The 21848-nt window shown below is 46.8% G+C and carries 19 protein-coding genes and 1 tRNA gene; 12 read left to right on the top strand and 8 right to left on the bottom strand.

The window, feature by feature from the left end:
* Positions 1-80: 80 nt before the first annotated feature.
* The 6 genes from ACKU35_RS05930 (at position 81) to ACKU35_RS05905 (ending at position 7957) form a co-directional block, all read left to right on the top strand.
* On the top strand, positions 81-1706 hold the full coding sequence (locus ACKU35_RS05930) for a hypothetical protein (protein WP_319764068.1): 1626 nt from the start codon (positions 81-83) through the stop codon (positions 1704-1706).
* Positions 1703-2380, top strand: a complete 678-nt coding sequence (traF, locus tag ACKU35_RS05925) for a conjugative transfer signal peptidase TraF (protein ID WP_319764066.1) — start codon at positions 1703-1705, stop codon at positions 2378-2380. Before ACKU35_RS05930 ends, traF begins: the two co-directional genes overlap by 4 nt.
* Before the next feature lie 2 nt (positions 2381-2382).
* Positions 2383-4545 (top strand): DNA topoisomerase, encoded by a 2163-nt coding sequence (locus ACKU35_RS05920; RefSeq protein ID WP_319764064.1) that lies wholly within the window; start codon positions 2383-2385, stop codon positions 4543-4545.
* A 22-nt stretch (positions 4546-4567) separates the two neighbouring features.
* Complete coding sequence (locus tag ACKU35_RS05915) at positions 4568-4780, top strand: hypothetical protein (protein ID WP_319764062.1); 213 nt, start codon at positions 4568-4570, stop codon at positions 4778-4780.
* Between the two features lie 4 nt (positions 4781-4784).
* Positions 4785-7085 carry a zincin-like metallopeptidase domain-containing protein gene (locus ACKU35_RS05910; protein WP_319764060.1) on the top strand — a complete coding sequence of 767 codons (2301 nt, stop codon included), beginning with the start codon at positions 4785-4787 and terminating at the stop codon, positions 7083-7085.
* Between the two features lie 668 nt (positions 7086-7753).
* On the top strand, positions 7754-7957 hold the full coding sequence (locus ACKU35_RS05905; protein ID WP_319764058.1) for a hypothetical protein: 204 nt from the start codon (positions 7754-7756) through the stop codon (positions 7955-7957).
* A gap of 245 nt (positions 7958-8202) precedes the next feature.
* On the opposite strand, the gene ACKU35_RS05900 is transcribed toward ACKU35_RS05905, so the two are convergent.
* From ACKU35_RS05900 to ACKU35_RS05880, 5 genes are all read right to left on the bottom strand, one after another.
* The gene (locus tag ACKU35_RS05900) at positions 8203-8478 is read right to left on the bottom strand and encodes a hypothetical protein (protein ID WP_319764056.1); all 276 of its coding nucleotides are present in this window, start codon (positions 8476-8478) and stop codon (positions 8203-8205) included.
* Between the two features lie 388 nt (positions 8479-8866).
* The gene (locus ACKU35_RS05895; protein ID WP_319764054.1) at positions 8867-9682 is read right to left on the bottom strand and encodes a hypothetical protein; all 816 of its coding nucleotides are present in this window, start codon (positions 9680-9682) and stop codon (positions 8867-8869) included.
* A gap of 36 nt (positions 9683-9718) precedes the next feature.
* Positions 9719-11335 carry a TraI/MobA(P) family conjugative relaxase gene (gene traI, locus ACKU35_RS05890; protein ID WP_319764052.1) on the bottom strand — a complete coding sequence of 539 codons (1617 nt, stop codon included), beginning with the start codon at positions 11333-11335 and terminating at the stop codon, positions 9719-9721.
* Positions 11332-11649: a plasmid mobilization protein gene (locus ACKU35_RS05885; protein WP_319764051.1), complete on the bottom strand. Its 318-nt coding sequence runs from the start codon at positions 11647-11649 to the stop codon at positions 11332-11334. The genes traI and ACKU35_RS05885 overlap by 4 nt, the downstream gene beginning before the upstream one ends.
* Complete coding sequence (locus ACKU35_RS05880; protein ID WP_319764049.1) at positions 11624-12451, bottom strand: Rha family transcriptional regulator; 828 nt, start codon at positions 12449-12451, stop codon at positions 11624-11626. Before ACKU35_RS05880 ends, ACKU35_RS05885 begins: the two co-directional genes overlap by 26 nt.
* Before the next feature lie 471 nt (positions 12452-12922).
* Here ACKU35_RS05880 and ACKU35_RS05875 point away from each other — a divergent pair, with 471 nt between their 5' ends.
* Positions 12923-13555 (top strand): hypothetical protein, encoded by a 633-nt coding sequence (locus tag ACKU35_RS05875; protein WP_319764047.1) that lies wholly within the window; start codon positions 12923-12925, stop codon positions 13553-13555.
* A 121-nt stretch (positions 13556-13676) separates the two neighbouring features.
* On the opposite strand, the gene ACKU35_RS05870 is transcribed toward ACKU35_RS05875, so the two are convergent.
* The 3 genes from ACKU35_RS05870 to ACKU35_RS05860 form a co-directional block, all read right to left on the bottom strand.
* A complete protein-coding gene (locus ACKU35_RS05870) occupies positions 13677-14735 on the bottom strand; it encodes a macro domain-containing protein (RefSeq protein ID WP_319764044.1) in 1059 nt (352 codons plus the stop codon).
* A 12-nt stretch (positions 14736-14747) separates the two neighbouring features.
* Positions 14748-15365: a DUF4433 domain-containing protein gene (locus tag ACKU35_RS05865; protein ID WP_319764042.1), complete on the bottom strand. Its 618-nt coding sequence runs from the start codon at positions 15363-15365 to the stop codon at positions 14748-14750.
* 362 nt (positions 15366-15727) lie between these two features.
* Positions 15728-15814 (bottom strand) — tRNA-Leu (locus ACKU35_RS05860).
* 191 nt (positions 15815-16005) lie between these two features.
* On the opposite strand from ACKU35_RS05860, the gene ACKU35_RS05855 reads away from it, so the two are divergent.
* The 5 genes from ACKU35_RS05855 to rocD all read left to right on the top strand — a co-directional run bounded on the left by ACKU35_RS05855 (position 16006) and on the right by rocD (position 21838).
* Positions 16006-16689: a DUF554 domain-containing protein gene (locus tag ACKU35_RS05855; RefSeq protein WP_319764040.1), complete on the top strand. Its 684-nt coding sequence runs from the start codon at positions 16006-16008 to the stop codon at positions 16687-16689.
* A gap of 54 nt (positions 16690-16743) precedes the next feature.
* Positions 16744-18963, top strand: a complete 2220-nt coding sequence (locus tag ACKU35_RS05850) for a SpoIIE family protein phosphatase (RefSeq protein WP_319764038.1) — start codon at positions 16744-16746, stop codon at positions 18961-18963.
* Complete coding sequence (locus tag ACKU35_RS05845; protein ID WP_319764036.1) at positions 18960-19814, top strand: hypothetical protein; 855 nt, start codon at positions 18960-18962, stop codon at positions 19812-19814. The genes ACKU35_RS05850 and ACKU35_RS05845 overlap by 4 nt, the downstream gene beginning before the upstream one ends.
* Positions 19815-19847: 33 nt before the next feature.
* Positions 19848-20447 carry a TIGR00730 family Rossman fold protein gene (locus ACKU35_RS05840; protein ID WP_319764034.1) on the top strand — a complete coding sequence of 200 codons (600 nt, stop codon included), beginning with the start codon at positions 19848-19850 and terminating at the stop codon, positions 20445-20447.
* Between the two features lie 191 nt (positions 20448-20638).
* Entirely contained in the window at positions 20639-21838 is a 1200-nt protein-coding gene (gene rocD, locus ACKU35_RS05835; RefSeq protein WP_319764031.1) for an ornithine--oxo-acid transaminase, read from the top strand.
* Positions 21839-21848: the final 10 nt, after the last annotated feature.

The following is a 21848-nucleotide window of genomic DNA, read 5'->3' as shown; positions in this document are numbered from 1 at the left end:
TTATTTAGGAAGAACTCCCTGATTTTCGGACTCTTAAAGCTAAAATTTTCAACAGCACCTTATTTTTAAGGACTTGTTTTATGACTGCAACGGCACACAAATACGATAAATACGACTCTGGTAACTGCGATGATCAGTATCAGGTCCCTGCTGATACCGATCATCTGAAGAAGCTTATGCGCCGTGATATTGCCGGATTCTATAACCGTCTTTCCGTGACCGGCAAAAGGATTCTTGCCGCCCTCATCCAGTCTGCGCCGACTATGAATGAGCCGTTTCCTTTTGTGGTTTCAAGTCTGCAACACAGTGTTAAATGCAGTAAATTGAGTGTCCTGCGCAGTCTTCCTAAAGGAGAAAAGACCGGACTTTTCAAGCGCACTGATCATCAGGCAGGACGCAGGCATGGCAGCATCATTACCTTATATAAAGAACGCTGCGAGTTCTTCCTGAGCCTTTACAAGCAGGAATACGGATTGCTGCTTGATACCAATCATGATCGGTATCAGAAGCAGGGTGTTACCAATGCTGACCGCTATCAAATCAACTTTGGTAACAGGCATGACCAAACTATTAAAACAACCTGCCATTCATTAAATTTATCCGACCAGACTGATGCGCTCTTTTCCCGCTTATCCGATCAGGGCAAGCGCGTGTTCGGTATCATCGCATCAATTGCCGAGCAGACTGAACAAGACGAGATATCCCTTGTAATTCAATCTATTGCCAGAGATGCAGCTTGCAGCGAAGTAACAGCACGGCGGGTCATCAAGCACGGACATGAAGCTGGCATTTACACCAAAAGAACGCACCAGCGCGGCCCGCGTTTCGGTATCATCCTCAAGCTGAACAGCGGTCCCATGAAACGTATGAAGGAGCTGGTTCAAGCTTTACCCGCTCAGGCTGTTACCAATGCTGATCGGTATCAGCCCGGTGTTACCGAACATGACCGGTATCATGACCGCAATGATACCGATCCTGATACCAAACATGATCGGTATCCTGTTACCAATGCTATTTTAGCTGACAAACAGGGGCTTACCCCTCGCCAATCAAGGGCTAAAAGCAATTCAGTTCCGCAGCCTGATACCAATGCTGATCGATATCAAAACCCGGTACTATTAGATAGACAGATAAAAAATCTATCTGGTTCTGAAGAGAATGAAGAAGAACGTTGGGCGCACAGGCTGCTTTCAATCAGCACAGACGAATTTCAAATCCTTTGGCCCCGACTCCATGATGAACGATTTGGTCCGGATCAGATCCGCCAGATTATTCAGCACCGGCTTTCATTCGATGAAACAATCCTCGATATCGAAAATTCCCTGCATGCCGCTGAATGGGAACTGGGACACGACACTTTCCCAGAAGCGCGCAAAGGCCCCTGCAACTACCTCTTTGCAACGCTGAAAAGCAAAGGTACATGGCGCAGGCCCGTAGGTTTTCTGACTCCAAATGAACAGGCCCTTGCCAATGCCAAGAAAGAAAAAGCTGTCATTCGTGAATTGCAGGAGTTGGACAAAAAGAAATCCAAGGAAGCTGAACAGGCTGCTAATGATGAAAAATTTGAATCATGGCTTGCCGGAAAGACCTCTGAAGAACTCGAAGAAATTGATGCGCGCTGTTCTCAACGCCTCAGCACTGAAACAACAAAACGTGCTTGGCGTAAATCCTACTGGACCAAAAACATCTACAAGGGTGCAGCATGAAAAAAATGCTGCTGACTCTTTTCTTTCTCCATGCGCTGGGAGTCGTCTACCTGCTGCATGGGTTGGGCTTTCGGGTCAATTTTACCGATTCCATGCCCCATGGACTTTACCAGATCGTACCCGGCAAACCTGATCGGGGAGATCTGATCACCTTCAGTCTCGCTAAAGACAATCCCTATTTCCAAATTTCCCTTGAGCGTCACTATCTGGGCCTAAACGGTAACAGACCGCTGCTCAAGACATTAGCCGGCCTTCCCGGAGATTCCATTGAAATCTCCGCAGAAGGAGTATGCATTAATTCCGACCTGCTCCCGAACACACAAGCGAGATCCAGAGATAAGCACGGCCGCAGGCTTCCAATTTTCCTGAATTCCACTGTTATCCCCTCTGCCAAAGGTCTGGCCCTGTCCACCTACAACGAAAACAGCTTTGATGGCCGTTATTTCGGGTTGGTGAACATGGATCAGGTGCGGAGGGTAGTACCTGTTTTAACCTTTAACTCGGAGGATAAAACCATCACGAAATACTCCTGTCCCAAGTGTGGAAGCAATTTAATCCATTTATTACCTACAATAGAACACAACTCTCGGTGGATATGCAGTAGCTACCCTAATTGCCACTACTGGACTCATGCACCGAACGAATTACCAAACGTAGCGGAGGCAAAGAAATAACCATGCGTCTATTCATCGCGGAAAAACGAGATGTGGCCTTAGCCATATCGCAAGCTCTGGGCGGACCTGATAGGCCGACCGGAGCAGCCTTTCACGTAAACGGCGACCGAATCACCTGGCTCTGGGGTCATGTGCTGCGGTTGACTGATCCGGAAGAGCACGACGAGCGTTACAAGCTCTGGGATCTAAATACTCTGCCCATGAAATGGCCGGTTACCTATGCCCCGGAAAGCAAGCATGTCGACCATCTCAAAAAAATTATCGAGCTGGCTCATCAGGCCGACGAGCTGGTCAATGCCGGCGACCCGGACCCGGAAGGTCAGCGACTGGTCGATGAAGTTATCGAGTTTGCAGGTCTACTGGAAAAACCGACCAAAAGGTTGCTGATCAACGACAACAACGGTTCCGCAATTCTTAAAGCTCTTGAGCACATGGATAACAACAGCAAGTACCATGGGCTGTCCATGTCCGCGCTGGCCCGTGCGGTTTGTGATCAGCGGTATGGTTACAATCTGACTCGCTGCTATTCTACGCTGGCCCAGAAAAAAGGCTATCAGGGCGTGCTTTCAGTTGGCCGAGTCCAGACTCCTATCCTCGGTCTTGTGGTTGCCCGTGACCGCGCCCATGAAGGACACGAAAAACAGGCTTATCATACTGTCAAAGCACAGATTGATATACCGAACCAGTTGGTGGAGGCCGAATACATTCCCGCCGATGATGCTCCGGTGGATGAGAAAGGCCGGATCGCTGATGCGGTCTTTGGCAAAAAGATTGCCAACGAAGTTCAGGGCAAATTGGCCACGGTTCTTTACGTGCAAACTTCCGAGCGCAAAAATGATCCTCCCCTGCCCTACAACCTGCTGGCCTTGCAGGCCGATGCAGCCGGACTCTGGAACTACAAGCCGAAAAAGGTGCTGGAGATCACCCAGCGGCTGCGCGACCAACATAAGGCGATCACTTATAACCGCAGTGATTGCCGTCACCTCAATGATGAGCGGCACGCTGAAGCACCGGAGCTGTTACAGGCCCTGACTCCGGCTTTTGGAGACATGGCCGAATACGCCGCTCCAAACCTCAAGTCCAAGGCTTTCAACTCCAAGAAAGTCACGGCGCATCATGCCATCATCCCGACCATGAATGTGCCACAGCTGGACAAACTCACGCAGGACGAACGGCGCATTTATGAGCTGATCGTGAAGCTCTATATTGCTCAGTTTTATCCCCCGGCAGAATTTATGGCCACAAAAATGGAACTGGAAATAGCCGGCCACAAATTCAAGGCTGAAGGCAGGCTGAACAACTCACCGGGCTGGCGGCTGCTGGATGAGCAATATCTCAAAGATTACGAAAAATCCGAGAAGCAGCCTGAACTGCACAAGCTCCAGCAGAATGATTCCGGCACCGTAGAATCCGCCGAATCAGTGAAGTCATTCACCAAGCCCCCGGCACGCTACACAATGAAAAGTCTGCTTAAGGATCTCACTTCGGTCGCAAAGTATGTGACTGACCCTGAAATCAAAAAGCTGTTCATGGATAAGGATAGCGACAAGCAGGACGAGTCCGGCGGAATCGGCACCCCGGCCACACGCGACTCGCACATTGAAACGCTCTTCAGGCGTGGCTTTGTGGCGGAGAAAAGCAAGAAAGTAATCAGCACCGAGCTGGGCCGGGAATTCCATGACGCCCTGCCGGAATTCGCAGTCAAACCGGACATGACCGCCCTCTGGCACGAGAAGCAAAAACAGATCGAAGCCGGCGAATTAAATTATCTCCAGCTCATCGAGGAGGTGGACGATTCCGTTGCTCTAGAGATCGCCCGCGTCAAACGCGAAGGCATAAATATCAAGAGCAACGCCGTTCAATGCCCCAAATGCAAAACCGGATTCCTGAAGCCCCGCAAAGGACCAAAGGGTAAATTCTGGGGCTGCTCCAACTATCCCGATTGCAACGCAACCTTTCCCAACAAAGCCGGCAAGCCGGATCTCAAGACCAAACCAGCCAAAAAACTGGAAGCATCCAAAGAACACAAATGCCCGGATTGCGGCAAAGGTCTGATCCGCAGGCCTGCCAAACGCAAAGGGTTGTTCTGGTGGAGTTGCAGCGGATTTCCAGAGTGTAAATTCCGCTGCTTTGATGAGAGAGGAAAACCGAAACTTGAAAACTAACCAAGAAACAAAAGGAGAAAACATGCCCGAGAACGATGAAATCAAAGCACACCTGAATGAGCAGGCCGACCAGCTCACCAAAGAACTGGAAGAAAATCCCGGTGCGGCCATGGAAGTCGACCCGGAACTCGCCGACCACATGGGGGCTTTTGAGGAAGATGCGCTAACAGCGGAAGAGGCAGAGGACGCATCATTCGATCCCTTTGATCCTGAAGACACAGAACCGGAGGAATGAGCACATGGCTAAGGATAAAACGCATTACTATCAACGTTTTGCTGATAAAATCATCGATAAACTGGAAAAAGGAACCGCGCCCTGGCAAAGACCATGGAAAGCTGGTGAATTCCAGCCGGCTTTCAACCCGGTAACAGGAAATGCCTACCGGGGATTCAACCAAGTCATGCTTAGTTCTGATGAACTAAATGATCCTAGATTCATGACCTACAAACAGGCTGAATCAAAAGGCTGGCAGGTTCGCAAAGGAGCGAAGTCTCAGACGCTTGTTTTTTGGCAATGGTCAGCAATAAACGTTGTTAAGGATAAGGATGGCAAACCAGAACGCGATGAGGATGGAAACGTAAAAACTGTACGAGTTGAACGAGATAAGCCGGTTAAACGCTTCTTCAATGTCTTCCACGCCAGCCAGATTGACGGGATTCCTGAATGGGATGGCCGGGAGATATCTTGGAATCCGGATGATCGAGCTGAAGCCATTCTGGAAAATTCCGGTGCAAGCATATCCCACGATCAGCGCGACCGGGCATTCTACAGACCTTCGTCTGATGAAATCCACCTTCCTCCGCACGCGGCCTTTGACAGTCCCGACAAATATTACAGCACTGCCCTGCACGAGCTGGGACACTGGACCGGGCATGAATCACGGCTGGACCGAGAATTCGGTCCTTTCGGCTCGGAGATTTACGCCAAGGAAGAACTGCGCGCCGAAATCGCAAGCTGGATGACTAGCGCGGAACTAGGCATCAGTCATAATCCGGAACAACATGCCAGTTACGTGAAAAGCTGGGTCAAAGTTCTGAAGGAAGATCCTTTTGAGATCGTCCGCGCCTGCCAGAGTGCGGAAAAAATAAAGGACTACACCCTCGGTTTTGAAAAGGAACTCAGCATGGAAACAACCAAGGAGCAAGGCATGACGGTTTCCAGTCCGGACAAGGAAAAACTGGAGCAGCGCGAAGCAAAATACGGAGTTCCGGAGAACGGAAAAACATGGCTTAAAGTTCCTTTCTCTGAAAAAGACGAAGCCAAGCAACTCGGAGCCAAGTGGGATAAAAAGCAAAAGATGTGGTTCGCCCCTGAAGGAGCCGACCTGCAAAAATTCGCTGCATGGCTACCGGAAAACAAAGCCGCAGCACAACAAAAAGGAAAACCGCAAGAGCCCCAGCTTGCCACAGAGAAAACCTATCTCAATGTCCCCTACCGGGAAAAATGGCAGGCCAAAAAACTCGGCGCATGCTGGGATAAATCCGAAAAGCTATGGTTTGCTCCCACCGGGACAGACCTTACCCCCCTTGCCAGATGGCTGCCCAAGGAAAAGGTCAATGCTCCGCAGACAAATGCGATGCAAGAATTCGCCAAAGCCCTGCATGATGCCGGACTTGATCTTCAGGGCCAGCAACCGATCATGGACGGAACGCTCCAGCGCGTGCCGGTCATCGACGGCAAGCCCAATGCAAGAGACGGAGCATACAAAGGATTTCTTGATGCCCGCCCGGCTGGATTTATACAGAATCACAAGACCGGCCTGAAAATGAATTGGAAAGCTGACGGCCTTGAACTCACCGCCGAAGAAAAGGCCCAGCTCAAAGCACAGGCTGCCCAGAAAAGGATTGAGCGTGAGAAGGCCCTCGCCGAGCAGCGCGAAAAGGCCTCAAAACGCTCCTTTGCCAAGTGGACCAACGCCAAATGGGCCACCCAGCAGCAGGCATATCTCGCGAAAAAAGGTGTTCCAAGCTACGGGGTCAAGGTCAACGAGCGCGGAGATCTGCTTGTGCCCGGTCGCGATGTGAACGGTCATATCCACACCCTGCAAACCATCACCCCGGAAGGCAAGCTCTTTGAAAAAGGCGGCCTGAAGGCAGGAATGTTCCACACCATTGATCCCGGCGAAAACATAGCCAAAGGCGGGCCAATCCTCGTTGCCGAGGGTTACGCCACAGCGGCCAGCGCACATATGGCAAGCAACATGCCCACAGTCGTGGCTTTTGATGCTTCCAATCTTGAGCCGGTCGCCAAGGCTCTAAAGGCCAAATACCCAAAAAGTTCCATAGTGCTGGTCAGTGACAACGATCATCACCTTGAAAAAAATGTCGGGGTTGAAAAAGCCGCAGCAGCAGCCAAGGCTGTAGGCGGTCTGATGGCAACGCCCAAGTTCAATGAAGCCGAAAAAGAGCAAGGCCTCTCCGACTTCAATGATCTGCACAAATCGCGCGGAATCGGCGAAGTGCAGAAACAGCTCTCCCAAACCATCAAAATGGCAAAATCCATGAAGGCAGGAGCACTGCCGCTGGCTATGGCAATGTAAATTAACAAGCGGGTCTGAGGGGGGCCGCTTAAGTTAGGTTCATCATTTTAGCTTGTTTACTTATTTCGACATACTTATTCTTTGATTCGTTATTCTTACCTATTTTAAAGAGTATTTCAGGAACTGGTTAAATACAGAAAATGACCATTTCGTTTCTCCCGTATTAGGGATGGTGGAGAAACAATTATTATCCTTTGGCTGGGCATGTAATCTAGGTTGGAGGAAGCGGTTATTTCATTTTGTCATGTTGACCTAGAGATAGATAATTTTTATGGTCAATGCACATATGATATTGATACTCAGGGGTGTAGGATGCAGTCAAAAGAGGCAAGGATAAAATTTCTAAGACGCCGTGATAATGAACTGGGGCGTAGGATAAATATACATAAAAGAGATCTTAAAGGTGACTTACACGAGTTAACTAGAAGCTCGATTCAACAGTCTTTGAGGGGTGATCAGGACGAAAGAGCAAGTGTCAAGTGTGAGATAGCTAGTCTTGAAAAAAAGCACCTCAGAAGAAGAAAAAAAACGTTAAAAAAACTTTTAATTGTGGTGTTGTAGTCTCAAGAGCAGGAAAAAAGAAAAGTAAAATAAGTGCGACAATTAGAGGAAAAACTAAAACTGTTACGATTAAGCAAGATACCGGAGGATGTTACTTCGAAGGCATAATGATTATTACAGAAAGAGGCAAAACAATTAGACCCGGAAAAGTGTACTTAAGCAACTACAAGAATAAACAAAAGAAGGTTAAAGTTGCACACCTTCGTACAGCAATGGAGGATAATGGATCTATACGTAAAAATCATTTAGCAGTTGCATGGACAACAGATTTAGAAAAGTATTTAAATATACTTGGTAGATTAACTGATTAATACAACAGGCTCATTATTTTGCACACACAAAGTTATCATGAAATAGATAATAACTTCAAAAAAAAGATGCAGTTATTTGTAACGTGCGATAACAAAGATATTTTTAAGAAAACAATCACTTTTGACTATGCGCTTTTCCAAAGACTTATAAAACACCAGACGAAAAAAGAATATATAAGAAAAAATTCACTGAAAGGAATCCTTCACAAATGTAAACAATTATATTTATAGAACAATTTACAAGACTAATCCTTTATCAAACGCCAAGATCGTTTGCCACAACTAGGGCAATCATATCTCTCCGCTAACCATTTTGTGATCGCATCAGCAAACATCATTAAAGCGACACCGCCCGTTACTATTGCAATACAAATATATAAGGCAAACCCTGTCCCTGCAAAAAAATAGGAAACCCAAGCCCAAAATCCACCACCAACGAAAGTCCCACCTATTACTTTTAAAAAGAATTGCTTATTAGCCTCTTCTTTATGACCACATTCTTTACATTCTACGTAAGCCACATTAACTCCTTTTGACAGTAAGGCTACATCACCAAAAAACAAGACATACCACATCCTTAACAAGGATTAATATTCAGACGTTTGATATCGTAGGACTATAGATACGTGAGGTCAATAGGAGTGGATACTTATACTTGGCTAAGATAATAAATATCACCTTATCTTGTCACTAACTGAACCAACCGCCTCAAGACTGACGGCTCCCACGAAGAATAAAACATCCTCCGCCAGCGCAAGACCAATCTCAAAGTCGCCAATGAGGCATACATGAAATTACAGAAAAAAGCCCTCGGCATTGGGAATGCAAAGGGCAAGGGAATTGCGATGTAGCAGGAAACTCTGAGGGGGGATTCCTGCGAAGCATTGAACAGAACTATAACTCTTACAACTAGAGACCTCTAGCTTCGTAATATTGCCTAGCAATAAGCTCTGAATACCTGATAAATCTAGGCCCCAAAACTTTGTTCCTAGCTAGATAATTATTCACTTCTTCTTTATTTGCCTCAGCGCGATAATCTTTATTTTTTGTTCCATTATGAATTTTTTCAAAATGACATGTCCGGCACAAAGGAACTAGTTTCTCGCCAATATGTAAGTGCTCCTCACCAACAATGTCGTATGTTAAGTGGTGCATTGTATTGGCAGAATTATTACAACCTTCATAATGGCAATTATAACTATATGCGATATGGATACGCAAAATCTGCCAATAGGCGGAGTCAAAGTAGGCTTTCTTATCAGATGAATATAGTGTTTTCAATTCATCCCTAACACTATCATCATAATGCTCACAAAGTAACCACAACATATCTGTTGGATCAAGTGGGATAAGAGAACTTTGCCCTGAATTTTCAAGAAGAATACTATTTATAAATCCATCACGATAACCAAATGATTTTGTTAATTGTTTTTTTATATTACTAGAATAGTATTTATCCGAGCATGTTTTTACATAATCAAGCATCCTAAACAAAGCAGTATCTATAGAATATACAGCATATTTATCTGTCTTAATCTCATCTAAATCACCAACGACTGGCACGTCCTTCCCATCTAGACAAATCATAGTCGCCCCTGAAACATATGCATGACTGGAGACAAAATGCCTAGCCTGACTGTCTAAATTCGTTATAGCATGCACATCTTCCCGAAAGTATGGGCCTAAAAAAAAATATTCTCTATCATCTACAAAAGCGTTGCTCATAGTAGTCCTCCAATATTGAATTAAATAAACCCGTTGCTAGGCTCGACTGATTTTCTGTTTATTGCGTCCAATCTCATTCCTAGAAACCTTCACATTCCGCCCAAACATCATCCGCGCAAATCCCTGCGCGACCTGCACCGCTCCAGGGTCATTCACACTGAAGAAAATCTTATCACCATTATCTTTGACCATGGAACCATTCTTCAAAGTGTAGAGCACGTTTCCGGAGGAATCAACGCGCCAGGTCATTTGATCCAGATTACGCTTTCTCGGATCATCCATGCGTTTGGCCTCTTCGGCCTGCAACTGTAGCATCTTGGAAATGGATAAAAGCCTGCGCTTATCCTTCCAGGACAAACTGGAATCAGTTCTGAACCGACTCTGTTTGAGCTTCAGGTCGGATACTTTTGATTCTGGGGTATCAAACACAGGTGGAGGATTGCTGTGGATCGGCTCCTTCTTCGACCGCAAGACCTTCAGGGCTATTTCATCACCACTCTCGGCCTTCCATTTCAAAAAATCATTCCATCGGTTAAACGGGGTCTGCTGACGCAGCTCCGCGCGCTTTCCGGACATTTCCTTTTTGAGAGCTTCGATAGCTTCTGTCTTTCTGTCGGCAGCGAGAGCAATCAAGCGGCTGCGGTCTTTGATCCTGAGTTTTTTATCTTTCTTAAGAGCCTTAATCTTGCCATCCCAATAAGAGCTGGTCTGCTTCCAACGACCATCCTGCTCTTCACGCAGAACCTCGTAAGCCTTTTTCCTGCCGGTAACAGCGGCACGGTATTCAGCATAAAGATCACCCTGATGCTTATGCAGCGGTCGGGCGACGTACCTATCCTTCTCGCTGACCACAATCCCCTTGGGTAACTGATAGAGGCCAAGCTGGGCCTCAAGTTTGGACTTGGTAAAATTCCGATCAAGCCGACTGGCCTTGATGGCCGTCTTGGAATGGCGGTCCTTGATGCTGCAACCATTCCCGCGCAGCCGGACTTCAATCCCGATCTCAGCAAGAGACATATGGAATTCATGCCAGTCCTGCGCTTTATCCAGAGACTTTAAGATAAAATCCTTGCGTTCCTTCACATACGAATCAAAGGACTGCTGGCCGGAATGAGCTTCATAAGTGGCTGCCCGGTCATTGCTGCGCTTCGGCTCCTGATACTTCTTCCTGCCGTTATCGAACTTCAGAGCGAACTTCTGCTCTAGCTCACGGTGCAACCGATCGCGCTTATAAAAATCACGGTAAGGCTCGTAGCGGGTCAACTTCTCCGGATGGATCATATTATATGCGATGTGCATATGAATGTTGTTGGTATTCTTGTGAACGCCACAATGCCGCTGGTGCTCTTCAAAGCCCAAGGCCTTGGAGAACTCTTGCTCGATCTCTTTGAAATCCTTCTCCGTGAGGACGGATTCATCCTCCGGCCTGAAGGAAACTATCAAATGATAGGTCTTTTCCTTGCGAGTACGCTGATTCAGATCCTGAGTATCGAGGACTTCCTGAATCGCCAGCTCGTAATCCTCACCCGCCCAGCAGCCGGCGCACCAGGACATCAAGGTCTTTTCACCCTTGTGCTTGGCATCGGCAATGTAATCGGCCAACCGCCGATAATTGTCGTTCTGGGGCTTGCAAGAAATCCTGCGGCTAATCATATTGTCCGAACCTTCTGAACTATTTCTTTCTGAAGCCGACGGAGATCTTCCAGCAAAGCTTCTACATCCGTGCGGTGCTTATCATCATCAAGAATCCACATCTTGAGCAAGCCGCCCAGACGGCCCTGATCTGCGTTGAGCTTCAGAAGCTCCAGACGGGCCTGCTGATCAATACGACTTTTGATTTCATGTCCCAGACAAACGGCTTTCGCAAAAGCAGACAGCGACAAACTGCACTGCTGTGCGGTCGCGCTGATCTGCCCATATTCCTCATCGGAAACGTAGGCTTTAATGACTTGCTTCTTTGAGGGCATTTGTCTTACCGGATTCATGGTTAATGCCTTCCCAGATAAGACTTACTGCATGAGGCACATAGGATTTAGGCAGACACTCCAGTGATTCAATGCACATGTCTCCACACAAATTTGCAAGCAGCTCGTCACGAGTGGACTGGCCGCAATAAGCCCAGTAATCAAGCAACCCGTTGACCGGAGACAATTCGTCTTTCGAACATATATCCTTACCACGCATTTTAGGCGGGACAATGCGCATGCACATCCTGAGATATGTCCATGCACTGCTCATGGCCAACGCATCCATTTCATAAATATCAGGAACCCGGATTGCCCCTTCAATCTGCCTTTTGCCCTGCTCCCAGCTGATCCCTTCCAAAAAGCACCAGTAGCGCGCGACACCCTCAAATGACTTTACGGCTTCCGGCGTTGATTTTTTGTACTGAATCTTTCCCTCTACCGGCGGAATAGTCAGCTTGGCCTCCATCGCATTGAAGGCTTCAAGAAACTTGATTTTCCACTCCATAGCCTTCTTGCCGGTAAACCCCATGGCGAGGAGGGAGAAGCCGTCACGGGTCATGTTGAAGGATCGTTCTTTTCGTGTTCCGCCATTAGGCTGGGCAACGTCAATTGATGTGGGCGCAAAATTGCGCTCGCTAAATTCATCTGGAATTTCAAGATTACGGATAGCTTTTAAAACATCCTTGTGCTGTTTTTCAAAACGCTCAGCTACCATCACTGATGAAACCATCGGCTGGTTGTTTTCCATTACCAACTCCACAACAACTTGCATTTCCTTGTTTTCACTATCTTTTTTACTCATCTCACATACTCCATATAATTTGCAGTTTATGTCAGCGCAAAATTCAGGACGTCCGAATTTTACAGCAACATGCGTTGAGCCGAAGGCGAATAAGCCAACCTCAGCCCCATGGCTGAGCAGGACGTAAGGTCGACCACTTTGAAAAAGTGGGCCTACCTTACCTGTCCTGCCTTCGGACTCCGGGAGATTATATGAGATTTTCCGTTATATCGGAACCCATTTTGAAAAATATCCTATAATAACAGATAGTAACCGATAATAACCAAAAGTAACCTATGATAACCTAAAAACCGGTCTCAAAATTCAGAATGGAAGAAATGGAAGGATAAAACAGCCGTTGATTATTACGATATTAAACCTTAAACTTTCAGAATGAATTCTAAATACGTTTCACCATTTCCGACACTGAATTTTCCATCCCTATCCAGCGATAATTCGGACAATTTAATATACGAAGCATGTCATGACGAAATGTGTTCTTGGCTGGATTCGGAAAGGGAAGATGAATTTCTAAACAAACCGCATATCAATGTTTACAGCGGGGCAGACTATTTTTCAGGTCAAAATTTAGATAAGCTACATAGCGAGACACCGTTAGCCCAGTTTGATGAAACTAAAAAAATATCTTCAGGCGCAAGTCATTACGAAGAAGCCGGCAGCATAATTCTAGCAAACCATCCATACATACTTTATGCGGCTCAATCCTTGGGCAACAAAATCCCAATAGGGTTCACTCAGTTTTCCATACTCATTCAGTATTTCGAATTTGATAAATCAATCAGGGTGGGCTGCCTTCTGGACAAAATATATGTTGCTGATGTGTATAAAGGGCAGCATGTTGGGGCCGCGCTTGTTCTCGCAACATCTGAAGTAATACAACGGCACTGCTCTGAGGTCATATCTCAGTGCAAGCTTATGTCGGACTCTTGCCCATCTGTGGAAGGAGCTGAGCTATACTTATATGCTGAACTTCATTCCGAAGGCGGGGAAAGTATGGTCCAACTGCTAAATAGCCTGCTTGAAGTATTTATGGACGATTATAATGATGAGCATGAAGGCAAAGGGATCAAGCTCAAGGAGGTAGAGCTGGACGCAGGGTTCTAATATTTCAGATCCAAGCAATTATACAGGAACAATCAAGACCAAGTGCTCAAAACAAACAACTTGAGATTGATATGGTAAAAAAGCTACCGAAAACTAACATTTGGCTCTAAAATCGAAACAATCAAATCGGACAATCCTGAAGCCAGCCTTTGGATTCTAGACGTTCAATTGCAAGGTCAATATGAGAACGTTGAAACATCCTGCTTTTTCTATCAGTCCAATTGCTAATCGATCCAAAAATCTTTTCAGGATCAACTTTACATTCAAGCTCCTGAGTAATTACCCAATGAACGGTTCCCAACAATTCTAGGCCATAAGGAGAATCAAAACCTTCCACTAAATCAAGGACTCTTTCAATCCGATCCGAAAGTTCTTGATCCTTTTTTAAACCATCATTTATTTTACTCTGCATTGAATTTACGAGTTGGAGCTTAACGAGAGGTCTTTCATCCCCTGCACCCCATCCAGTTAAATAATGCCCGTCAAGTGAGTTTATCACATGCTTTAAGTTCGTTGCATATGGACCATAGAACCATTTGACGAAATTCAACCTGAGAGGCTGGCCCGCAAGTTGTAAGAAGTAACAAAGCTTTTGGGTTTCAATCAGTGTAAACTCAGGATCGAATCGCATTGAAGCGTAGTGAGAAAGAACACCAAGCAATGACCGTCTTCCAGGGGTCATTTTGGGTTTAGCTGTTCTGTTTGGCATGGACTTCGCGCAAGGAGTCCCCTTAGGGGGATAAAGAAAAACATCTACATCAGGTAAAGAAGCAAAAGCCCCTTCAATTAATAAGCGAACGGTCTCCCAAGATAACCCCCCAAGCCCACACCCCAACGGGGGTATGGCAATTGATTTTATATGCTTGTCTTGCACAACCTTAATAAGATCGTTTAAACCTTCCTCTACATACTCAATCTTACTCTTCCCTCTCCAATGCTTCTTGGTTGGAAAATTGATTATGTACTTAGGATCAATTAAATCAGTGCTTTTAGTTACAAACATTGTTCCCGGAACAACTTTGTCTTTTTTACATGCTTTCGCATACAGTTCATAGTTTTCGGGGAATGCTTTTTTGAATTGCAACGCGATTCCTTTACCCATAACTCCCACAGTGTTTACTGTGTTCACTAAGGCTTCAGCATCAGACTTCAGCAAATTGCCTTCTGTCAAAATAATCATCGCATACCTCTTCTAATAATACCAATTGGCTTTGACTTCCGTGGTAACGTTTTGACCACTATTTTGAAGCAGTCCATCAACGTAATTTTTCACTTCCACACTAGCCACTCCAATAAACTGAACTAATTCCCACAGAAAAAAACGATGGACTAAAAACTCAGCCATCCGACGCTCCATGCGGTCTAGGTCATCAGGAGTGTTGTTCCACATCCTTTCACGCATCAATGGCATATCGACCACATCTTGAAGCTGATTTGTGTCTTTATAAAAAGAAGCGAAAGTCAATGCCGCATTCCTATCAGTGAAACAGCACTCAGCTTTAGAAACAACATCTTCAACTTTAGTGCACAAATAAACAACTTCATTTTGACCGTAATCGCACTGAGGAACATTTCCTCTATGAATTGAATAGAGCATGGGAGACCGAGGTGCAAAATAAAAAGGGACATAGTCGGCGACGACACCGTTCGGAGGGACCGTCACATTTTTAAAAAAGCGACGAGTTTTGATATCCCTGTTCCCTACGATGGCATGATCTTTATTAACCATTTCTGAATCGCACTTCAAACCACCTGTATTCAATATCGATTCTAGGTTCTTATAGTGCGTAAAGTGAAATATCCAAGTCATTCTAGCCTCATTATATATGCGCCTTGATTAAGGTCAACTGGAGAAAGCCTGTGTCTCTGGACTAACATAAGTTCTTCAGACGCTTTTCAATTCTGCAACTCAGTCAAGTAAAAGACAAAATAGACCAAACATTCCCTCTATTATCATCGAGATCAGCATTTGTATATCCCATTTTAAAAGACTCACAACCGAACTTCTTGAAGGTATTTGGAATAAATGGGAGGGGGCTAGAGTACAAAACAGCCGTCCACCAGCAAAGAAAAAATGCGATTTACCACCTCAAAAGTGGGATAAAAGTGGGATAGAAAACCACCCCACAAAAAAGGACTTACAACCATAAAGCTGTAAGTCCTTGTAATATCTGGTACCGGGAGCGAGACTCGAACTCGCAAGGGCGTGAACCCGGCGGATTTTGAGTCCGCTGCGTCTACCAATTCCGCCATCCCGGCATGCGTGAGGGATTGTTAATATTAGATGACTTTCACACTGTCAAGATGAAATTGTCAAACGAGGCTCTTTTTACCGGATTTTAGAGGACCATTTAACCTCAAACCGGTGCAAACCAGACTTTCGTCTATTGTAAACGTCAGGGACTGGTGCTAGTTGGATTATCTTTCACCAATTCAAAAAAGAGATCCTTATGATTCCCATCGGTTCACTTGTTAACGGCGCGGCCATCATCGGCGGTTCCATTATCGGCATTCTTCTGCACAGTAGATTTCCTGAACGTATCCGGGAAATTATTTTTCAGGCGCTTGGGCTGGGGATTCTTCTCATTGGTATCCAGATGGCCTTGAAGGTTGAGGACATTCTGGTTGTCATCTTCAGTCTGCTCATAGGCGGAATCCTTGGAGAACTGCTGAGACTGGATACTCTTTTTGAGCGCGGGGCCGGGTGGCTGAAGAAGAGAGTCGGTTCCAAAGACACTAGATTCATTGACGGCATGATCACCTCTTCTCTTATTTTCTGCATCGGCGCCATGGCCATTATCGGATCATTTGAAGAAGGAGTCAAAGGTGATACAACTATTCTGTTCACCAAGGCCATGCTCGACGGATTCGCTTCCATCGCCCTTGCTTCTTCTTACGGAATAGGCGTGCTCTTTTCCTTCATTCCCGTTATCATTTACCAAGGCGCGTTAACCCTTTTCGCAGGTTCTTTTCAGGACTGGTTTTCCCCGCTGATCATCAACCAGCTTACCGCCTGCGGGGGACTGCTCATCATAGGCATCTGCCTGACCATACTTGATATTAAGCGAATCAACCTCGCAAACCTACTGCCCTCACTGGGGGTAGTTATAGCACTCACGGCTGCATTCAATTAGTCTCATGCAAAAAGCTGCTGCCAGATACAATTCGTGATTGAATAAACGCCGGGGATGGGTTTTAATGTATCCATGAAACTCCGCTGGAAAATACTGATCGTATTATTAATCTTTTCCCTCGTTCCGCTGTTCGTGCTCAAAACCCACGGGATGAAATCCCTTAAGGAGCTGGGGTCTGATCTGCAGAGCCAGACCAGAATAACACTGCTTGAACGGGCGACACTGAACCTTGCAGAGCAGGCAAGAAGTGCTGCGATTATGATCAACCTTGAGAACAGGCTCTTCCATACCACACTGAAGAGCATACAAGGTGAAGCGGAGTTACGCCTGAACTATGACGATGTCCCAGCCCTTAAAGAAAAACCGTTTATAACCAGTCCGCAGGGCAGCCGTAACATACCGAAACTTATAACCGCCCCCGGTTATAAGAAAGTAGCTTTGATGCGTGGGGGCATGGGCAGTAAAATGGCTCGCCATCATCCTCTGGGCGATATAAAGCGCGGTGATCTTATCGACCTGCCTATTTCACCGGACCACTTATCCTTCTGGCTTCCGGAAGGATTATCCCGGCAGGATGCCATGGACGGAATTATTCGCCTTGCGCCTTTGCTGGATGATTTCAAGACCTGTGCCGCGGCCCTGAAAAGCCTGGCCTTATGGCAGGAGATCATTCTGGAAAACGGTCTGGTTGTCACTTATCCGGCCCACGACTCTTTTCCCAGCAGATACGATCCCCGTACGCATATCTGGTATGAGGAAGCCAAAAAAAAGGACTCGCCGTTCTGGACCCTGCCATTCTCGGATGCGGCGACCAAGACTCTCTGCAACAGGCTTACAGCTCCCCTTTACGGAGACAAGGGCCAATTCATAGGTGCTGTGTCGCTTGTAATTCCCATTGGGGAAAGCCTGAATAAAGCGCTGTTTTCTGCCGATGCAGGAATAGCCAAAGCCATGATTATATCGACTCTTCACCGGGATGAAGCGCATCAAAACGCTTTGCTCGTAGTTGGTAAAACAGGTGAAGAAGCTATAAAATCAGTTATTCCTTCCATGCACGGCAGGTTTTGGCAGGCTCCCTCAAAACAGGAATGGCTGACTTCTGATAATCCTGAATTCAAAACCCTGATTCAGGATGTCGAAAATAAAAAATCAGGTGTATTGCAGATGAACTACCGGGGGACGCCCTCCCTGTGGACGTACAGTCCGGTAAACAAGGACATCTCAATACTTATAGTCACCCCGGTTCGCGAATTCACCGCCGAGGCGGATGAAGCAGAGCAATACGTCCGGGAAAGCATAGCCAACCAGTATGAAGGAACATCTATAATTGCGCTGGCGGTAATCCTAGCCATTATTGTTGTGGCTTATTTTGTCTCCCAAAGCCTGTCTACCCCCATACGCAGGCTGTCTGAGGCGATGATCAAAGTTGGTAAAGGTGATTGGGATGCCCGTGCGGACTTCCAGTCAAAAGATGAACTCGGTGATCTTGCGGAGAACTTCAACCATATGGTTCCGCAACTGCGTGAGCATTCCCGCATAAGACAAGCACTTTCACTGGCAGATGAGGCCCAGCAATCACTTTTCCCGCAATCCACTCCGGAAGTTGAAGGCGTTGACATAGGAGCGCGCTGCACCTTCTCCGAAAAAACCGGCGGTGATTACTATGATTTTCTGGGATGTTCCACCTGCGGACCGAGAACTTTTGCCATGGCAGTGGGCGATGTCTCGGGACACGGAGTCAGCGCAGCCCTGCTCATGACCAGCGCACGGGCATATATGCGCGCCTTTTCCGGCCGGGGGAAATCGCTGGTGGAAACTACCATGGAAGTAAACCGGATGATCACTAATGACTGTGCCCAGACCGGACACTTCATGACCATGTTCGCCGGAATCTGCAATTCCGAAGCACGAACCCTGAACTGGATAAGAGCCGGACATGATCCCGGATTAGTGTATTCCCCGGAAACCGATACCTTTGACCAACTGATGGGTGAAGGGCTGGCTTTAGGCGTTGATGAAAATTATATGTTCCGGGAATATGAAACGCCCATGAAACAGGGACAGATACTTACAATTTACACCGACGGTATCTGGGAAGCGCACGATCCTTCGGGCAAACAATTCGGCAAGGAACGCTTGCAACAACTGATCAGCGAAAACAGCCATAAAAAGGCTCAGGATATAGCGGATATGATCCTCATTGAGGTGGCTGCTTATCGTAAAGGTTTCCCGCTGGAAGACGACTGTACGGTCATAGTGGTTAAATTTATATGAGATACTCTATTTATGAAATGGCAACTTATGCCTTTGATCCCCTGCATGCATTCTGGGAAAATGAAAAAACGCAACGGACTGTTGCGGGGGTGCTCATCGCATGCTTTTTAGCTGCCCTGCTGGGTATAGAACTGGGCAGGCAGGGGCTGCTTCCGGCCAGCATAGCCGCCAAAACACCCAGCAGCCACTATGCGGCTGTGGGAATTGCATTCACTCTGGTCCTCGTACTGGAAGTTATCAGCTTTATTTTCGTACTGCCCTGCTCGCTTTCCAAATCAGTAGGCAAGCAGCTGGAAATCCTTTGCCTGATCCTTATCCGAAACTCCTTCAAGGAACTTATCAATTTTCCAGAGCCGATAACTTTCACAGATAATATGATCCCTCTCTACCAGATTCTTTCGGACGGACTCGGCGCCTTTGTGGTATTTGTGCTGCTGGGAATATACTACCGTATACAAAAACCGCTGCCCAAGCTGAAACCTTCCTTCAAATTCCGCTATATAGCCTCCAAAAAACTGGTATCCCTGATATTACTCGGATTCTTCATCGGCCTCAGCGCATACCTCGCATACTGCTCTGCCAAGGGGCTGCATAGATTTGATTTTTTCAGTACCTTCTACACCATACTTATTTTCAGCGACATCCTGCTGGTACTCATTTCCCAAAGATTTCTCCCGTCATTCCATGCGGTTTTCAGAAACTCAGGATTCGCTCTGGTCACTCTTTTAATCAGGCTTGCGCTCGCGGCTCCGCCCTTTTACAATGCCGGACTTGGAGTTGCCTCGGCAGGCTTCGCAATCATTTTGACCTTAGCCTATAATTCATTTTGCCGGACCGAACCGAAATCATAATTTCCGTCATCCGGATCAAAGGAGATATTTATAATGAAAAGCATATGCGTTTTCCTCGGCGCCAATCCCGGCAACGATCCCAAATACGCACAGGCAGCCCGTAAAATGGGGCAGGAACTTGCAGGGCGTGGTCTGACCACTGTTTACGGAGGTTCACGTACAGGGCTGATGGGGATTCTCGCCCAGAGTGCTCTGGATGCCGGAGGCAAGGTCATCGGGGTAATCCCGGAAAGTCTCTACAAGATTGAAATTGCCCACACAGGGCTGACTGAACTTCATGTCGCGGATTCCATGCATGAACGCAAGGCGCTCATGACCGAACTTTCCGACGGCTTTGTCGCCATGCCCGGCGGCATAGGAACTATGGATGAAATATTTGAGATCTTCACATGGGCGCAGCTCGGCTTCCACACCAAGCCCTGCGGACTGCTCAACGTCGACGGCTACTACGACAAACTGCTCTCATTTCTTGATGGTGTGGTCCACGAAGGGTTCCTGAAGGATATTCATCTGGAAAAACTACTCACCGCGGAAACACCGGATCTGCTTATCGAGTCTTTCTCAACTTACGAACCGCCCTCCGGGTCAAAATGGGTGGAAAAAGTTGAGATAACCCAGCGGAAAAGACAATAAATATATTTTAACTACAGCAACAGAAATAGACGCCGCATGATCAAAATCGTGCGGCGTTTTTTTTCTTTCCACCCAAATCCAACCAGACATAACTTAATATATTACATAATATAATAGAAGAAAGCTGGATAAAATGAGGATATTTTTGTAAATACGTAAAGCAAACCATTTATGAAGTGGAGAGTCCTGCCATGAAACAATCAGAATATATTGAACTTGAAAACAGATTCGGCGCGCATAACTACAAGCCTCTTGATGTTGTTATCGAGAAAGGAGAAGGAGTCTGGGTCTGGGATGTTGACGGCAACAGATACATGGATTGCCTCTCCGCATATTCCGCTGTAAATCAAGGACACTGCCATCCACGCATAAAAAAAGCCATGCAGGATCAAATGGAAAAGCTCACCCTGACTTCAAGGGCTTTCCGCAACGATCAATTGGGCCATTTCTACAAAGAACTCTGCACCCTGACGAATTCCCACAAAGTGCTTCCCATGAACAGCGGCGCCGAAGCAGTCGAAACCGCTATCAAAGCTGTTCGAAAATGGGGGTATATGATCAAGGGAGTTGCTGAGAACCGTGCTGAAATAATTGTCTGCGCCGATAATTTCCATGGCCGGACAATCTCGATAGTAGGATTCTCCACCGACCCGGTCGCCCGCCGTGGATTCGGTCCTTTTCCATCCGGATTCAAAGTTATCCCCTTCGGCGACCACGAAGCCCTTGAAAAAGCGATTACTCCCGAAACAGTGGGTTTTCTCGTGGAGCCTATACAGGGTGAAGCCGGGGTCATCATACCTCCGGACGGTTACCTGAAAAAAGTAAGAGAGATCTGCACCGCCAACAACGTTACCCTCATACTGGATGAAATACAGACCGGACTGGGACGCACCGGTAAAATACTTGCCGAGGAACACGAAGGAATAGAAGCGGACATAACCCTCATAGGAAAAGCTCTTTCAGGCGGATTTTATCCGGTCTCCGCTGTACTTTCGAATTCCGAGATTCTCAATGTGCTAAAGCCGGGTGAACACGGTTCCACTTTTGGAGGCAACCCTCTTGCCTGCGCAGTAGCCCGGGAAGCCCTCAAGGTTCTGGCTGAGGAAGAACTTTGCCAGAACGCTGAAAAGATGGGCGATAAATTTCTTAGCGGCTTAAAATCCATCAAGAACGATAAAATCCGGGAGATAAGGGGCCGCGGCCTGCTGCTGGCAGTAGAATTTAAACTCAATGCCGGAGGTGCGCGCCAGTACTGCGAAAAGCTTAAGGACTCCGGGCTGCTTTGCAAAGAAACCCACGACAACATCATCCGCTTCGCTCCTCCGCTGGTTATAAGCGAGGAACAGGTTGATTGGGCCTTGGAACGGATTAAGCCCATCCTTTCCGCTTAACGGGTACATC

The organism is Maridesulfovibrio sp. (genome assembly GCF_963676065.1).
Classification (GTDB): Bacteria; Desulfobacterota; Desulfovibrionia; order Desulfovibrionales; family Desulfovibrionaceae; genus Maridesulfovibrio.
The sequence above is the reverse complement of the archived record's forward strand: the minus strand, read 5'-3'. Positions and strand labels throughout refer to the sequence as shown.

What these genes read in the sequence shown, in the direction of transcription:
- ACKU35_RS05905 (WP_319764058.1), top strand. Translation starts at nt 7,754, where the DNA reads ATGATTATTACAGAAAGAGGCAAAACAATTAGACCCGGAAAAGTGTAC.
- ACKU35_RS05845 (WP_319764036.1), top strand. Translation starts at nt 18,960, where the DNA reads ATGAGATACTCTATTTATGAAATGGCAACTTATGCCTTTGATCCCCTG.
- rocD (WP_319764031.1), top strand. Translation starts at nt 20,639, where the DNA reads ATGAAACAATCAGAATATATTGAACTTGAAAACAGATTCGGCGCGCAT.
- traI (WP_319764052.1), bottom strand. Translation starts at nt 11,335, where the DNA reads ATGATTAGCCGCAGGATTTCTTGCAAGCCCCAGAACGACAATTATCGG.
- ACKU35_RS05850 (WP_319764038.1), top strand. Translation starts at nt 16,744, where the DNA reads ATGGGTTTTAATGTATCCATGAAACTCCGCTGGAAAATACTGATCGTA.
- ACKU35_RS05920 (WP_319764064.1), top strand. Translation starts at nt 2,383, where the DNA reads ATGCGTCTATTCATCGCGGAAAAACGAGATGTGGCCTTAGCCATATCG.
- ACKU35_RS05885 (WP_319764051.1), bottom strand. Translation starts at nt 11,649, where the DNA reads ATGCCCTCAAAGAAGCAAGTCATTAAAGCCTACGTTTCCGATGAGGAA.
- ACKU35_RS05930 (WP_319764068.1), top strand. Translation starts at nt 81, where the DNA reads ATGACTGCAACGGCACACAAATACGATAAATACGACTCTGGTAACTGC.
- ACKU35_RS05865 (WP_319764042.1), bottom strand. Translation starts at nt 15,365, where the DNA reads ATGACTTGGATATTTCACTTTACGCACTATAAGAACCTAGAATCGATA.
- traF (WP_319764066.1), top strand. Translation starts at nt 1,703, where the DNA reads ATGAAAAAAATGCTGCTGACTCTTTTCTTTCTCCATGCGCTGGGAGTC.
- ACKU35_RS05910 (WP_319764060.1), top strand. Translation starts at nt 4,785, where the DNA reads ATGGCTAAGGATAAAACGCATTACTATCAACGTTTTGCTGATAAAATC.
- ACKU35_RS05880 (WP_319764049.1), bottom strand. Translation starts at nt 12,451, where the DNA reads ATGAGTAAAAAAGATAGTGAAAACAAGGAAATGCAAGTTGTTGTGGAG.
- ACKU35_RS05870 (WP_319764044.1), bottom strand. Translation starts at nt 14,735, where the DNA reads ATGATTATTTTGACAGAAGGCAATTTGCTGAAGTCTGATGCTGAAGCC.
- ACKU35_RS05855 (WP_319764040.1), top strand. Translation starts at nt 16,006, where the DNA reads ATGATTCCCATCGGTTCACTTGTTAACGGCGCGGCCATCATCGGCGGT.
- ACKU35_RS05840 (WP_319764034.1), top strand. Translation starts at nt 19,848, where the DNA reads ATGAAAAGCATATGCGTTTTCCTCGGCGCCAATCCCGGCAACGATCCC.
- ACKU35_RS05915 (WP_319764062.1), top strand. Translation starts at nt 4,568, where the DNA reads ATGCCCGAGAACGATGAAATCAAAGCACACCTGAATGAGCAGGCCGAC.
- ACKU35_RS05895 (WP_319764054.1), bottom strand. Translation starts at nt 9,682, where the DNA reads ATGAGCAACGCTTTTGTAGATGATAGAGAATATTTTTTTTTAGGCCCA.
- ACKU35_RS05875 (WP_319764047.1), top strand. Translation starts at nt 12,923, where the DNA reads ATGTGTTCTTGGCTGGATTCGGAAAGGGAAGATGAATTTCTAAACAAA.